We start from the raw sequence: 14,520 nt of genomic DNA, 5'->3' as shown, positions 1-14,520 counted from the left end.
AATCGGGCCCTATGCCCAAGAAGACACCCGCCGCCCAGCAACCGGTCGCGCGGGTGTTGCCTTTATTAGGGGTGGCCCACTTGGACCGAGAATTCGACTACCTCATTGATGAATCGGATTCACAGGCTGCCCAGCCCGGAGTGCGAGTGCGCATCCGCTTCAACGGCCGTCTGGTTGACGCCATCTTGTTGTCGCGGGCTAGCGACTCCGACTATGCGGGTTCGCTTCGTTATATTGATCGCGTCATTTCTCCTTATGCGGTATATACCCCGACAATGTCAGCGCTCATCGAATCCCTCGCGGCTCGTTATGGTGGCGTGCGCTCCGACATCATTCGCACCGCAATCCCGGCGCGCCACGCCAAGGCCGAAGAAGCAGACGTGGATACGCCGTGGGAGGAACTTGGCACTGCCGAGCATCCGGATCTTTCCGCGTGGTCGGGCTACCAGCATGGGGAGTCCTTCGTAGATTCGATCCTGTCAGGGCACATTGCCCGGGCAGCCTGGCAGATAGCACCCGGGGAAGACTGGGCCGGTGCGTTAGCAGCCCTTGGAACCAGCGTGGCCCTGCAGGGCGGGGGCGTGCTCATGGTCGTCCCCGATCAGCGTGACTTGGATTGCTTAGAGGCGGCGTTTCGCCGCCACGTTTCTGCCAAACAAATCACTGTCCTCGCGCACAGTACTGGGCCCCAGGCCCGTTATCGTCGCTACCTTTCCGCCTTAACTGGTCAAGCCCGGATCGTCATCGGTACCCGCTCCGCAGCCTTTGCCCCAGTCAAAGGCCTCAAGCTGGCCGTTGTCCTTAATGACGGCGACGATAATTTGGTGGATAACCTCAAGCCCTATGCCCATTCGAGGGAGGTGCTCAGCACCCGCTCGGCACAGGAAGGCTGCAGCCTTATTCTCGCCGGCCATGCGCGCACCGCAGAAGCGCAGTTGCTTGTTGAATCGGGGTGGGCCCACGATCTTTTACCTAGCGACACGGCGCTGGAGAAGAGGCGTCCCAACATCCTTGCGGTGGGTGCGTACGGGATTAATCTGGCCCGCCACATGCAGGGCGGGACGACGGCTGTCAGTAGCCCGGCATTTCAGGCCACACGTGCGGCGCTCGACCGCGGTGAGCCCGTTCTCGTACAGGTCCCGCGTAAGGGGTATGCGCCGATTTTGGCTTGTGGGCACTGCGCGTCCCCGGCGCGTTGCCGTCATTGCAATGGCCCCTTGGGTCTGCCTTCCGCTGGTGCTTCGAGGGATGAATCGACAGATTCGGCTGCGCTGCCGACGTGCCGGTGGTGTGGGCGCGTTGACGCTCATTATCGGTGCTCCGAATGCGGCTCGCCTCGGCTGCGCGCCATCGTGCTGGGTTCCGAACGCACGGCGGAGGAGATGGGCCGCGCTTTTCCCAATACCAGGGTGATTCAGTCGGGCGGATCCACAGTCCTCGATGAGATCCCAGCCGGTCCCGCGTTGGTTATCGCTACACCGGGCGCGGAACCGCGCATCGCGGAGGGTGGGCACTACGGCGCCGCCCTCTTGGTGGAAACCGGGGCGCTGCTGGGTCGCCAGGATCTGCGAGCCACGGAGGACACTTTGGCCAAGTGGGCGGCTGCAGCGACTCTCGTCGCGCCGGCACGCGACGGCGGTGCGGTGATCGTTGCCGCCGATGAGCAGCTGCCACTCGTGGGCTTCTTGAGCCGCTGGGACATGGTGGGAGCTGCAGCAGCGGAATTGCAGGCACGCCGCGAGGTACGCTTTCCACCTGCTGTGCATATGGCGGCCGTCGACGGCGCCGATGCTTCCCTCGATGCGTTTTTGGAGTTGGCGGAATTGCCGGAACATGCGGAGCTTCTCGGTCCCGTCCCGTTGCCGCCGGGAGTGAGCCTGCCAGGTGATTATGACCATGAGCGCGGCGGTGAGCCGCAGCGCCTATTGATTCGTACCCCACTAGGTCCGCGTTCAGAGCTCGGTCAGGCTTTGAGGAGGGCTAATTCCGTGCGCAGTGCACGCAAGGATGTGTTGCCGCTGCGCATCACCGTGGACCCAATCAACATTGGTTAACGGCTGCTTCCTTTTCACCCCTGGCGGGCGCGCGCTGCTGGAGGTGAACTATTCTCGGTAGCCGACACACTGTTTAGCCCTCGAGGAGTACCACTATGACTGTGCGCGAGGTTCGCCTTTATGGCGATCCGGTCCTGACCACCCGTGCCGAGGAGATCACCGAGTTCGGGCCGTCACTGGAACGCTTGGCCCAGGACATGCTGGAAACCATGGAAGATGCTGGGGGAGTCGGATTAGCCGCCAACCAGATTGGTGTGACCAAGCGCATCTTCGTCTTCGATTGCTCACACTTTCAGAACGGCCTGCGCGGTGCGGTTATCAACCCAGAGTGGGAAGCGGTAGGGGAGGACATGCAGTTAGGAACTGAGGGCTGCCTGTCCATCCCAGGTATTTCGCAGCCCACCGAAAGGTTCTCCACGGTGCGTCTGCGCGGCTACGACCCGCAGGGCCGACCTGTATCGATGCTGGCTTCGGGGCTTATGGCGCGTTGCATACAGCACGAAACAGATCACTTGGACGGTGTCTTGTTCCTCCAGCGCCTGAGCGGAGAACTGCGCAAGGAATCTATGAAGACCATCCGCCAAGCGGAGTGGTTTAACTCATAGCCGCGCGCACGCTCTGATGCCAGTGTGGCCCCACATCGATTAAAAACTTAAACCCAAACAACGTGAACTAAGAAAGGCCTGCTTTCACAGTGCGCATTATTTTTGCCGGAACCCCCGAGCCCGCTGTTGTGGCTTTGCAGAAGCTTATCGAGTCCCATCATGAGGTAGCCGCAGTCATCACTCGGCCCGACGCCCGCCGTGGTCGCGGACGCAGCTTGCATCCGAGCCCCGTGAAAGCCCTAGCTGAGGAACACGGTATCGAGGTGCTCACGCCGACCACCCTCAAGCCGGGCACCGAGGATGGCGATGCATTGCGTGCACGGCTAGCAGAGATCGCCCCCGAGGCCATTCCAGTGGTCGCCTACGGAAACCTGATCACCGAGGACCTCTTGAGCCTTCCCCGGCACGGCTGGGTCAACCTGCACTTTTCCCTTCTCCCAGCGTGGCGTGGTGCTGCCCCAGTGCAGGCTGCTATTGCTGCGGGAGATGAGCGAACGGGTGCTACAACCTTCCGGATTGATCGAGGTCTGGACACCGGGGATATCTTGGCCACCATGGAAGAGACAATCCGGCCCACTGATACCGCGGATGACCTGCTGACGCGCTTGGCGTATACCGGCGGTGATCTTCTCGTCGAGACGATGAATGGGTTGGAAGATGGCAGCATCACCCCGCAGCCGCAGGCGGGTGAGGCCACCTACGCGCACAAGATTTCCACGGAAGACGCCCGAATCGATTGGACCGCGCAGGCTGACGTTGTCGATCGCCATATCCGTGCGCATACTCCAGGGCCGGGCGCGTGGACCCTATTGGGGGAGTCGCGCTTAAAAGTAGGTCCGGTCAGCGTCGTGGAGCCAGCAGAACGAGAGGAGCTGCCAGACACTACCGCGTTGACTTCGCTGCAACCCGGCGAAGTACACGTGGCGAAGAAGGAGGTAATGGTCGGTACCGGAAGCACCCCGGTGCGCCTAGGCCAGATCCAACCGCCCGGCAAAAAGATGATGAATGCCGCCGACTGGGGCCGCGGGCTTTCTAGCCAGGCTTCCCAAGCAGCAGAGGGCGGCCAGGATGAGGTGAAGTTTTCATGAGTGGAGGTTTCCGATCCCGCAGCAAGTCCGGTGATCCGGCAGCTCGCACCGAGCGCGCCGAACAGCAGCGCGGCGGTGGACGCAGAACCGCACGTGGCGGTACGAACCGCCAGGCTAAAGGAAAGCGAGAGCATCGAGGCGGACAGCGCCAGCACAGCCGCCGGGACGGACAGTCAGCGTCCTTCATGTCCGCAGCGCGGCGCTGCGGAGTCGATGTCCCACGCGCGGTAGCTTTCGAGGTACTGCAGCGTGTGGAGGCCGATGATGCTTTTGCCAACCTCACGCTGCCAAAGGCAGTAAGCGCGAACAACCTTAGCGGGCGTGATGCAGCCTTCTCTACGGAACTCACCTACGGCACGCTGCGCAGCGAAGGCGTGCTTGATGCGGTTATCGCCGAGTGCGCTTCGCGCGGCCTAGAGGCCATTGCACCTGACGTTCTCACCGCCTTGCGAATGGGCACCTACCAAGTGCTATACACCCGCGTTGAAGCGCATGCGGCGGTCGATACCACCGTCCGCCTCGTGGAGGCAGCTGGCCACGAAAAGGCCAAGGGCTTTGCCAACGGCATTATGCGCACCATCACCCGCACACCTGCGCAAGAGTGGCTAGACAAGCTTGCTCCAAAGGAAGAGGTCGCGGCTGTGGCCTTCCGCCATGCCCACCCGGAGTGGATTGCCCGCTCTTTCGGACGCGCCTTGGGCCTGCTGGACGCCGCTGGTGAGAACAAGCTCAACGCCGAGCAGACAGCGGAGTTGGAACGCGCACTCGGAGCGGATTCTGAGCGGCCCCTGGTGCATTTGGTGGCGCGGCCCGGCGAAATCTCTGCGGAAGAGCTTGCTCTCATTACCGGTTGTGAGGAAGGGCGTTATTCGCCTTATGCGGTGTATCTTGAGCAGGGTGACCCGGGCTCGCTAGAGCCCGTTCGTCAGAAGTTGGCAGCGGTCCAGGACGAAGGATCGCAGCTGATCGCACGCGCAGTAACGGAAGCTGAACTCATCGGCGACGACACCGGACGCTGGTTGGACTTGTGTGCGGGTCCCGGTGGCAAGGCTGCTTTGATGGGTGCCATCGCCCGCATTGAGGGGGCGGAAGTCGATGCCGTAGAAGTCTCTCCGCACCGCGCTACCTTGGTGGAAAAGACCGTGGGAGACCTACCTGTCCGCGTGCATCGTGCGGATGGTCGTGCGCCGGGTCTCGGTGCAGGCTTCGACCGCGTGCTTGTCGACGCCCCCTGTTCCGGCCTGGGTGCGCTCCGTCGCCGCCCAGAGGCTCGCTGGCGCAAGGCCGAGTCCGATATTGCGGAGCTCAACAAACTCCAGAGCGAGCTCCTCGAATCCGCATTAGAGCTCGTGCGCCCCGGCGGTGTTGTGGTGTACTCCACCTGCTCGCCCGATCTGCGAGAGACCCGAGGCATTGTGGATGCGGCCTTGGAGCGCCATGGAGCCGGGGCAGAGGCGCGTATCGAGGAGCTGGATGCGCGGGAGGTGCTGCCGGAAATGGAAGACCTCGGCAGCGAACTCTCCGCCCAAATGTGGCCGCACCGCCACGGCACAGATGCAATGTTTTTCGCCGTCCTCCGCCGAGTAGCGGACTAGCGCCGTGTGAGGGACTAGGCTGAGTGTCATGTCTGCACACTCGTCTGGTCCCATCATTTCCCCATCTATTCTGGCCGCTGATTTCACCCGCTTGGGTGAGGAGGTTCAGGCCGTGGCCAACGCGGATTGGATTCACGTTGACATCATGGATGGACACTTCGTGCCCAATTTGTCCTTCGGCCCGGATATTACGGCGACGGTGGACGGGATTACCCCGCAGACCCTCGACGTTCACCTCATGATTGAGGAGCCGGAGCAGTGGGTGGAAACCTACGCCAAGGCCGGGGCTGATTGCATCATCTTCCACGTCGAGGCCGTGGCCGATAAGGAAGCGGCCATCGCCTTGGCCCGCAAGATCCGTGACCTAGGGGTGCGCGCGGGCTTCTCCATCAAGCCGGGCACCCCGATTGAGCCCTGGCTGGATGCCTTGGAGCACTTCGACGAGGTTCTCGTCATGTCTGTCGAGCCCGGCTTTGGTGGTCAGAGCTTTATGCCGGATCAGCTGGACAAGGTGCGCACCTTGCGCGCAGCCATCGATGAGCGCGGCCTCGATGTCCTCATCGAAATCGATGGCGGCATTTCTGCAGAGACGATCCGCTCCGCCGCTGAGGCGGGCTGCGATGCTTTCGTCGCGGGTTCGGCTATTTACAAGCAAGCGGATAAGGCGGCGGCCGTCGAGGAGCTGCGCCGACTGGCTACGCTGTGAAGCCACTCCACGATTCTGCTGTCCTTTCGCAAGCGTTGCACCTAGCCATGGAGGCCGGCGAGCAGGTGCGCGGTAAAACGAGCCCAAACCCGCCGGTCGGCGCAGTCATCCTTGATTCCGCTGGGCAGGTGGTTGGCGTCGGCGCAACCCAGCCCCCGGGCGGACCGCATGCTGAAGTCATGGCGCTGCGCGATGCGGGAGACAAGGCACGCGGTGGAACCGCGGTGGTCACCTTGGAACCCTGCAATCACACGGGTCGAACTGGGCCCTGCGCGCAGGCGCTTATCGATGCCTCCGTGGCCGCCGTGTATTACCTCCACCCAGACCCCACCCCGCAAGCTGGGGGAGGGTCAACCACTCTGCGCCGCGCCGGTATCACCGTGGGACAGCTCTCGGAACCGGCACAAAGAGCAGATGCGTTGGAGCCGTGGCTGTGCGCCGTCGCCCTCGGTCGGCCGCACGTCACGTTGAAGTTCGCACAGAGCCTGGATGGTTTCACCGCCGCGGTAGATGGCAGCAGCCAGTGGATCACGGGGGAGCAGGCCCGCGAGCGTGTGCACCGTGACCGAGCTCAGCGCGATGCCATCCTCATCGGAACTGGCACAGCCTTAGCGGATAACCCGTCTTTAACGGCGCGCTTTGCGGATGGTTCCTTGCGCCCGCAGCAACCGCGGCGTGTTGTCATCGGCTCCCGGGATGTGTCTCAAGGAGGACAAACCAACCTTGAGAGACTAGGTTTTGAGCACTATGCCTCGCCAGAGGAGGCCCTAACTGAGCTTTATGCTACCGGCGCCCGCGACATCCTCGTTGAAGGCGGCGCGGGGCTCGCAACAAGCTTCATGGAGCTAGGTTGTGTCGACCGGATCCAGGCTTATATAGGAAATGTCATCCTCGGTGAAGGCAGGGGCGTTCTCACCAGTGCTGTGTCGTCGAACTTAGCCCGCGCCCAAAGATGGCGGCGTTGCGCGGTTACCGAGTTCGGCGAGGACCTGCTCGTGGAATATCGCAAGGATGAAAAGCTTTGAAAGCTGGGAAACAGTGAAAGCTGGCAAGCTTTCACTGGGTAGAAGATTCAAGGGCTAGAAGTTTTAGAGAGTTAAAAGGGAAGGGGAGTGCGGTCTATGTTTACCGGACTCGTTGAGGAGATCGGCCACGTCGATAGCGTCGAACCGCAGGGTGATGCCGTGCGGTTGGGTATTGCGGCATTTACCGTATTGAGTGACGCGCAACTAGGTGATTCCATCGCGGTCAACGGCGTGTGCCTGACCGTGGCTGAGTTAGGAGAAGGGACCTTCATCGCCGATGTCATGAAGGAATCCTTAGACCGTAGCTCTCTCGGCGAGCTCGCGGAGGGCTCGCCGGTTAACCTCGAGCGTGCGGTGCTCCCGACGACGCGTTTGGGCGGCCACATTGTGCAGGGACACGTTGATGGCACCGGGACCTTGCTGTCCCGCACGCCTTCAGAGCACTGGGAGGTATTGCGCTTTAGTCTGCCGGCTGAGCTGGCGCGCTACGTGGTGGAAAAGGGCTCCATCGCGGTGCAGGGGACCTCCCTGACGGTATCGGCCTTGTCAGATGGGCAGGAAGAGCCCGGTGCGGAAGCCTTCTTTGAAGTCTCACTCATTCCCACCACCCTGCGCGATACCGTCTTTGGTTCCATGAAGCCAGGCGCCCGAGTAAACCTCGAAGTAGACGTGGTTGCCAAGTATGTGGAGAAAATGGTTCACCCTAACGCCCACGGCGCGGGAACAGAGGGATAGAGTTAGTCCTTATGAGCGCTGCAGATTCAGCTTTTAGTTTAGATAGCGTCGACCAAGCCATCGCCGACATCGCGGCCGGCAAGGCAGTCGTCGTCGTAGATAATGAGGACCGCGAGAATGAAGGCGACCTTATCTTCGCCGCTGAGCTCGCCACCCCGGAGCTTGTGGCCTTTATGGTGCGTTATAGCTCCGGCTACATTTGCGCGCCGCTGCTCCCGGAAGACTGTGAGCGGTTGAACCTACCTCCAATGCTGGCGGTTAACCAGGATGTGCGCCAGACTGCATACACCGTGACGGTGGACTTGGCTAATGGCTCGACGGGTATCTCCGCCACCTCGCGCTGCGACACCATTCGGCGCTTGGCTGATCCTTCCTCTGAACCGTCGGAGTTCACACGCCCTGGCCACGTGGTCCCGCTCGCTGCCCGCCCGAATGGTGTGCTCGAGCGCGATGGGCATACGGAAGCTGCCATCGACTTGGCCCGGCTGGCCGGTCTGCGCCCAGCCGGCGTGCTGTGTGAAATCGTCTCCGAAGAGGACCCCACGGACATGGCCCGCTCGCCGGAGCTGCGCCGCTTTGCCGACGCTCACGGGCTGACGATGATTTCCATCGAGCAGCTCATCGAGTGGCGTCGTCACAACGAACAACAGGTTCGCCGCAAGGTAGAAACCCGCCTGCCCACCGAGTACGGCGAGTTCCGCGCGGTGGGTTATTCGAGTGACGTCGATAAGCGCGAGCACATCGCCCTCTTCGTCGGTGACGTGGAGAGCTATTCTGGTGCGGAGGATGTGCCCGTTCGCGTCCACTCTGAGTGCCTTACAGGGGACGTCTTTGCCTCTCAGCGCTGTGACTGTGGCCCACAGCTGCAGGAATCCCTTCGTGCGGTGCAAGAAGCAGGACGCGGGATCGTCATCTACCTGCGCGGACAGGAAGGCCGCGGCATCGGTTTGGTGAATAAACTCAAAGCCTATCGCCTGCAGGACAAGGGAATGGACACCGTTGATGCCAACGTGGAGCAGGGCCTGCCGGAAGATGCCCGCGAGTATTCCGTGGCCGGCCAAATCCTGCGGGATGTAGGCGTGAAGTCCGTGAACCTCTTGACCAATAACCCGCACAAGGGCGAGGGTCTACAGGGCTTTGGCATTGACGCCACCGCACGCACCGCGCTGGCTACCCCCGCCACGGCGGAGAACATCAGCTATCTGCGCACGAAGCGCGACCGGATGGGGCATGATCTGCCACAGGTCGCTGAGTGGGACCAGAAGCACTCTTAGGGCATTAAGCCGGAAAATCGCGCTGAAAACTAAAACAAAGGAGCACCCAATGAGCAAGGAAGGCTTGCCAACCCCGAAGAATGTCTCGGGTGAAGGACTCCGCGTCGCGGTTGTCACCGCCACGTGGAACGCCGAGATTTGTGATCAGCTGCATCGTCGCGCACTGGAGACCGCTGAAGCAGCCGGTGCCGTTGTCACCCCGCTGCGCGTTGTGGGCGCTCTGGAACTCCCCGTGGTGGTCCAGGCCGCGGCGCGCACGCATGACGCCGTGGTGGCATTGGGCTGTGTTGTCCGTGGCGGTACTCCGCACTTTGATTATGTGTGTGATTCCGTCACCCAGGGCTTGACCCGCATCGCGCTCGATGAATCCACTCCAGTGGCTAACGGTGTGCTCACCGTCAACGACTATGAGCAAGCAGTTGATCGTGCTGGCTTTGCAGACTCCGCGGAAGATAAAGGTGCAGAGGCCATGCAGGCAGCTTTAGAAACCGTGCACACCTTGCGTACACTGGATGAGTCAAACCTAAAGTAGGCTGCCACGCGCAACCACGGCGCCCTGCATATCAGCACAGAGCCGTGGCCTGCCTCAGCGGAGTGATGAGGAGATGGAAAACTCGATGACGGACCCACAGGTGCCCTTGGGCCATGAAGAGCGGGAACAGTCAGCTCACGCCAATACGTCCTCGCAATCCTTGCGGCCAGCCGCAACGAGCTCTGCGGGGGGCGCACAGCGCATGAGCGAGGAGCAGTTGTTGGCCTATACCAGCGCTGATCCTTTTGCCCAGACCTCATCCAAGCCTTGGGAATACGAAGCAACCTCGCCTTACCTGCGCAAGGTGGCGATCATCTGGATCATCCTCGTTATGGCAGCGCACTTGTTTATGGGCTTCACGGTGGGCTTGTCTTTTACCGGCGCAACGGTGACGACTATTGATAAGTTCGCTTTCCCCGGTGTGGGCGTGGTGATTTCGATCCTGTCGTGGTTGGCATTGACTCGGCCGCGACTCCGCGCGAACTCCGATGGGGTAGAGATCCGCAACATCCTAGGAACCCGCTTCTACCCGTGGCAGGTCATCTACGGCCTATCTTTCCCTGAGGGATCACGCATGGCGCGCATCGAGCTGCCTGACTTCGAATACGTGCCGGTGTGGGCCCTGCAGTCAGGTGATAAGCAGGACGTTATAACCAAGGTCCGCTCTTTCCGTGACTTGGAAGCCCGCTACATGCCGCAGGATGACTAGTGGCTGATCCCTCTGAGTACCGCCCCGCGCCCGGAAGCATCCCCACGGATCCGGGCGTTTATAAGTTCCGCGATGAGAACCGCCGTGTCATCTATGTGGGCAAGGCGAAGAATCTGCGCGCGCGGCTATCAAATTACTTCCAAGACATCACCCAACTGCACCCGCGAACCCGCCAGATGGTTCTGACTGCGGCCTCAGTCGAATGGACTGTGGTGGCCAGCGAGGTGGAAGCACTGCAGTTGGAGTACACGTGGATCAAACGCTTCGATCCACGTTTCAACGTCATGTACCGCGACGACAAAACCTACCCTATGCTCGCGGTATCTGTGGGGGAGACCGTCCCGCGCGCATTTTTCTACCGCGGCCCACGCCGCAAAGGTGTGCGTTATTTCGGCCCTTATTCCCACGCCTGGGCGGTGCGCGAATCCCTCGATCTTCTGACTCGAATCTTTCCCATGCGCACGTGCGCCAAGGGCGTGTATAACCGCCACGAGCGCTTAGGACGGCCGTGTCTTTTGGGCTACATCGGCAAGTGCGATGCTCCCTGCATCGGCCGGGTCAGCCCCGAGAATCACCGCGAGACGGTTAACCAACTCATCAGCTTCATGAATGGCAATACCGCCCCGGTGCGCAAGAGGATAACTCAGCGCATGGAGGAGGCGGCGGAGAACCTAGAGTTCGAGTTGGCAGCACGCCTGCGCGATGACCTCGGCGCGATAGACAAACTGATGGAGCAGCAAGCCGTGGTTCTGTCCGATGGGACGGATGCAGACCTCATCGCGTTTAGCTCGGATGAGTTGGAGGCGGCCGTGCAGATCTTCCATGTGCGTGCGGGCCGTATCCGCGGTCAGCGTGGTTGGGTGGTTGAGCGTTCCGGCGATCAGGCAACGACCGACGTGGTGGAGGAGGGCCAAGCAGATCCGGGTCTGCCGGCGTTGATCCAGAACTTCCTCATCCAGTTCTATTCGGATGCAATCGAACGCCAACGCCAAGAGGCCGCCGAGGACGCCAAGTTGGAGCGCAGGGGAGTGGACCAGGAATCTCATACTGAGGCCTATCACGGCAATGCCATTCCCCGAGAAATTCTGGTCCAAGCGCTGCCGGAGGAAGCCGACGAGGTGAAGGTAGTTCTGGAGGAACTACGGGGCGCCCAGATTGATGTACGGGTACCGCAGCGCGGCGACAAACGCGCCTTGCTGGAGACCGTCGAGAGGAATGCGAAGGAGCAGCTGAAACAGCACAAGCTCAAGCGCGTGGGCGACCTGACTGCCCGGTCGGCAGCACTACAGGAGCTGCAGGAGGCGCTAGGCATGGATTCCGCGCCGCTGCGCATTGAGTGTACGGATATCTCGCACATTCAAGGTACCGATGTGGTGGCTTCCTTGGTGGTCTTCGAGGATGGCCTGCCACGCAAGTCTGATTACCGCCGCTACCGCATCAAGGAGGCTGCGGGTGATGGACGCTCCAACGATGTCGGTTCCATCGCTGAGGTGACTCGCCGCCGCTTCAAGCATCACCACGATGACAAGCGAGCCGTGCCGGACGAGGAGCTCGAGAACACTACCTTCGCCGAGGAGATGGTGCGCGAAGAGACTGCGAGCCAGACCAAACGCAGCTCCTACCCACCGCAGCTTTTCATTGTGGATGGAGGCGCACCGCAGGTGGCCGCGGCGCAGGCAGTTTTCGACGAACTCGGCATCGTGGACGTAACCCTCATCGGTCTGGCGAAGCGCCTAGAAGAAGTGTGGGTTCCGGGTGATGATGAACCTGTGATTTTGCCGCGCAATTCGCAGGCGCTCTTCTTGCTCCAGCACCTCCGTGATGAAGCCCACCGTGTCGCCATTTCCTATCACCGCCAGCAGCGCTCGAAGCGTATGCGCTCATCGGTTCTTGATGCTGTTCCGGGCTTGGGGCCCCAGCGTCGTACTGACCTGGTCAAGCACTTCGGTTCGGTGAAGAAGCTCAAAGAAGCCAGCGTGGAAGACATTGCTGAGGTCAAGGGTTTCGGCCCGAAGTTAGCGCAAACAGTATTTGATCATCTTCACGCCTCCTAAGCAGGCTTGGCTCTCGAGATAATTCGCCACCGAGGACTCTGAATAGGTGGTAAGAATGGAAGCCATGACGCTGTTTGATTCCCCACCCATTTTGATCACCGGCATGTCAGGCGGAGGCCTGACGTCGGCGGCTAAAGTGCTGGAGGATAAAGGCTACTACGTAGCCCATAACATCCCGCCCAAGGCAATCGTTGACTTGCTCAAACTGTGTGCGAGCCCGGAGTCCCCGGTAAGCAAAATCGCCGCGGTGACCGATGTACGTTCCCGCTTGTTCCCGGGTTCCCTGGCAGAAACTCTTGATGAACTAGAACAGCTAGATATGAAACCGACGCTGCTCTTCCTCGATGCGCGCGATGACGTCCTGATTCGCCGGTTCGACTCAGTGCGGCGTACACACCCGTTGCAGGATGGGGAAACCCTCAAGGCAGGTATTCAGCGCGAGCGTGCAGCAGTGCAGTCCATCCGTGACCGCGCGGATATTATCATCGACACCACCAATCTGTCTGTCCATGACTTGCGCCGCGCGATCGAGGCCTCTTTCGGCGAGATGGGTCATGAGCTGCAGCACGTCACGTTAGAGTCCTTCGGCTTCAAGCATGGCTCCCCGCGTGACGCAGATCTTGTCGTCGATGTCCGCTTCCTTCCCAATCCTTATTGGGTGCCCGAATTGCGGGGATACCGCGGTACTGATGTACCGGTCGCAGACTACGTCCTTTCCCAGGACGCCGCTGAACCCTTCATTGATCACTTCATCACCATGCTTGACTCGATGCTTGCCGGCTACCGGCACGAGGGCAAGAACTTCATTACCGTAGGCATCGGGTGCACCGGTGGGCATCACCGATCTGTGGCCGTTACGGAGGAGATTGCTCGCCGTCTCAGGGAGCGCGGGGATCTGGATGTGAGCACACTGCACCGTGACATTGCCCGGGATTAGGTGCGATAAAATAAAAATTCATTCCCTACCCTTAGATGACCGAAAGCTAATATTTCCGTGACGTCTCTCCCTACCCACATGGCTAGCCTGGGCGGCGGCCATGGTCTTTATCAAACCCTTTTGGCTGCTCGCCGCACCGGTGCGGAGGCGATCTCTGCCATCGTCACTGTGGCTGATGACGGCGGTTCTTCCGGACGGCTGCGCCGCGAGATGGACATTATTCCGCCGGGTGATTTGCGCATGGCGCTCGCCGCATTGTCGAGTGACTCAGAAGAGGGCCAGATGTGGGCCTCAACGCTGCAGCACCGCTTCCAAAGCACAGGCGCCATGGCCGGCCACGCGGTGGGTAATCTCCTCATTGCCGGACTCACTGAGGTCTTGGGGGATTTCCAAGCGGCGCTTGACGCGGTGGGACGGCTAACGCAGTCTGCGGGCCGCGTGCTGCCGGCTGTGAATCTGCCGCTCGATATCGAAGCGGACGTGGCCGGGCTTGACGACGATCCCCGCATCATGCGCTCTGTCCGCGGCCAAGTCGCCGTGGCGTCCACCGTGGGGCAGGTTCGCCGCGTCCGGATCATCCCGGAGAAGCCACAAGCCAATCCGGAAACCATCGCGGCCTTGCGCGATGCGGACCTCATCACCTTGGGGCCGGGATCGTGGTTTAGCTCGGTGCTTCCACACGTCCTCGTGCCGGAGATTGTCAACGCAATTACGTCCTCGGATGCGCTTCGCGTTGTGGTACTTAACCTTTCCGCGGAACCAGGGGAGACCCAGGGCTTTTCAGCTGAGCGCCACCTGCACGTCTTAGCGCAGCATGCGCCGAACCTGCGGGTAGACAAAGTAATCGTCGATGGTTCTGGTCTACCAAATGAGTCGGAGCGAGTCTTCGTACAGCGTGCAGCAAGCGTGCTCGGTGCTACGGCGGTCTTCCGAGATGTGTGTCAGAGCGATGAGAACGGACATTCTCTCAACAAGCATTGCCCAGACAAGCTCGCGCAGGTACTGACTGAGCTTTATACCGACTATGCCGCTCAGCGAGATTCTTCAGCGGGTGCCCCGGGCACTCACCGCGACTAAGTGCGCGATAGACTAAGTGGCATTCATCGCTCACCGCAGCGTCGCTGCGCTTCACAGGCGCGGTAGTGCGTGCCGTATGCACTAGCTCAAGGCCCTTCTGAGGCCAGTTGCACCACTGTTGCTTTCTGC

13 protein-coding genes are annotated in these 14,520 nt (G+C 61.0%); all 13 read left to right on the top strand.

Features of this window, described 5'->3' with window-relative positions; all coding sequences use genetic code 11:
* Window positions 1–11 precede the first annotated feature (11 nt).
* The 13 genes from ABZS45_RS04670 (at window position 12) to ABZS45_RS04610 (ending at window position 14,391) form a co-directional block, all read left to right on the top strand.
* A complete protein-coding gene (locus ABZS45_RS04670) occupies window positions 12–2,054 on the top strand; it encodes a primosomal protein N' (RefSeq protein ID WP_412100844.1) in 2,043 nt (680 codons plus the stop codon).
* Between the two features lie 95 nt (window positions 2,055–2,149).
* On the top strand, window positions 2,150–2,659 hold the full coding sequence (def, locus tag ABZS45_RS04665; protein ID WP_412100843.1) for a peptide deformylase: 510 nt from the start codon (window positions 2,150–2,152) through the stop codon (window positions 2,657–2,659).
* Window positions 2,660–2,748: 89 nt separating this feature from the next.
* Complete coding sequence (fmt, locus tag ABZS45_RS04660; RefSeq protein WP_412100842.1) at window positions 2,749–3,747, top strand: methionyl-tRNA formyltransferase; 999 nt, start codon at window positions 2,749–2,751, stop codon at window positions 3,745–3,747.
* On the top strand, window positions 3,744–5,342 hold the full coding sequence (locus ABZS45_RS04655) for an RsmB/NOP family class I SAM-dependent RNA methyltransferase (RefSeq protein ID WP_412100841.1): 1,599 nt from the start codon (window positions 3,744–3,746) through the stop codon (window positions 5,340–5,342). Before fmt ends, ABZS45_RS04655 begins: the two co-directional genes overlap by 4 nt.
* Window positions 5,343–5,370: 28 nt before the next feature.
* Entirely contained in the window at window positions 5,371–6,048 is a 678-nt protein-coding gene (gene rpe / locus ABZS45_RS04650) for a ribulose-phosphate 3-epimerase (RefSeq protein WP_412100840.1), read from the top strand.
* Window positions 6,045–7,073 carry a bifunctional diaminohydroxyphosphoribosylaminopyrimidine deaminase/5-amino-6-(5-phosphoribosylamino)uracil reductase RibD gene (gene ribD / locus ABZS45_RS04645; protein ID WP_412100839.1) on the top strand — a complete coding sequence of 343 codons (1,029 nt, stop codon included), beginning with the start codon at window positions 6,045–6,047 and terminating at the stop codon, window positions 7,071–7,073. Before rpe ends, ribD begins: the two co-directional genes overlap by 4 nt.
* A 96-nt stretch (window positions 7,074–7,169) precedes the next feature.
* Complete coding sequence (locus ABZS45_RS04640; protein WP_412100838.1) at window positions 7,170–7,808, top strand: riboflavin synthase; 639 nt, start codon at window positions 7,170–7,172, stop codon at window positions 7,806–7,808.
* An 11-nt stretch (window positions 7,809–7,819) separates the two neighbouring features.
* Entirely contained in the window at window positions 7,820–9,082 is a 1,263-nt protein-coding gene (locus ABZS45_RS04635) for a bifunctional 3,4-dihydroxy-2-butanone-4-phosphate synthase/GTP cyclohydrolase II (RefSeq protein WP_412100837.1), read from the top strand.
* A 49-nt stretch (window positions 9,083–9,131) separates the two neighbouring features.
* Window positions 9,132–9,614: a 6,7-dimethyl-8-ribityllumazine synthase gene (gene ribH / locus ABZS45_RS04630; RefSeq protein WP_412100836.1), complete on the top strand. Its 483-nt coding sequence runs from the start codon at window positions 9,132–9,134 to the stop codon at window positions 9,612–9,614.
* Between the two features lie 85 nt (window positions 9,615–9,699).
* On the top strand, window positions 9,700–10,323 hold the full coding sequence (locus ABZS45_RS04625; protein WP_412100835.1) for a PH domain-containing protein: 624 nt from the start codon (window positions 9,700–9,702) through the stop codon (window positions 10,321–10,323).
* Complete coding sequence (uvrC, locus tag ABZS45_RS04620) at window positions 10,323–12,377, top strand: excinuclease ABC subunit UvrC (protein ID WP_412100834.1); 2,055 nt, start codon at window positions 10,323–10,325, stop codon at window positions 12,375–12,377. Before ABZS45_RS04625 ends, uvrC begins: the two co-directional genes overlap by 1 nt.
* 55 nt (window positions 12,378–12,432) lie before the next feature.
* Window positions 12,433–13,314 carry an RNase adapter RapZ gene (rapZ, locus tag ABZS45_RS04615; protein WP_412100833.1) on the top strand — a complete coding sequence of 294 codons (882 nt, stop codon included), beginning with the start codon at window positions 12,433–12,435 and terminating at the stop codon, window positions 13,312–13,314.
* 78 nt (window positions 13,315–13,392) lie between these two features.
* Window positions 13,393–14,391 carry a gluconeogenesis factor YvcK family protein gene (locus tag ABZS45_RS04610; protein ID WP_412101140.1) on the top strand — a complete coding sequence of 333 codons (999 nt, stop codon included), beginning with the start codon at window positions 13,393–13,395 and terminating at the stop codon, window positions 14,389–14,391.
* Window positions 14,392–14,520 lie beyond the last annotated feature (129 nt).

Source organism: Corynebacterium aurimucosum, assembly GCF_046895345.1.
GTDB classification, from domain to species: domain Bacteria; phylum Actinomycetota; class Actinomycetes; order Mycobacteriales; family Mycobacteriaceae; genus Corynebacterium; species Corynebacterium aurimucosum_G.
The sequence above is the reverse complement of the archived record's forward strand: the minus strand, read 5'-3'. Positions and strand labels throughout refer to the sequence as shown.

Coding starts and splice junctions, on each gene's coding strand:
- ABZS45_RS04670 (WP_412100844.1), top strand. CDS start 12: ATGCCCAAGAAGACACCCGCCGCCCAGCAACCGGTCGCGCGGGTGTTG.
- def (WP_412100843.1), top strand. CDS start 2,150: ATGACTGTGCGCGAGGTTCGCCTTTATGGCGATCCGGTCCTGACCACC.
- ABZS45_RS04655 (WP_412100841.1), top strand. CDS start 3,744: ATGAGTGGAGGTTTCCGATCCCGCAGCAAGTCCGGTGATCCGGCAGCT.
- rpe (WP_412100840.1), top strand. CDS start 5,371: ATGTCTGCACACTCGTCTGGTCCCATCATTTCCCCATCTATTCTGGCC.
- ABZS45_RS04640 (WP_412100838.1), top strand. CDS start 7,170: ATGTTTACCGGACTCGTTGAGGAGATCGGCCACGTCGATAGCGTCGAA.
- ABZS45_RS04635 (WP_412100837.1), top strand. CDS start 7,820: ATGAGCGCTGCAGATTCAGCTTTTAGTTTAGATAGCGTCGACCAAGCC.
- ribH (WP_412100836.1), top strand. CDS start 9,132: ATGAGCAAGGAAGGCTTGCCAACCCCGAAGAATGTCTCGGGTGAAGGA.
- ABZS45_RS04625 (WP_412100835.1), top strand. CDS start 9,700: ATGACGGACCCACAGGTGCCCTTGGGCCATGAAGAGCGGGAACAGTCA.
- rapZ (WP_412100833.1), top strand. CDS start 12,433: ATGGAAGCCATGACGCTGTTTGATTCCCCACCCATTTTGATCACCGGC.
- ABZS45_RS04610 (WP_412101140.1), top strand. CDS start 13,393: ATGGCTAGCCTGGGCGGCGGCCATGGTCTTTATCAAACCCTTTTGGCT.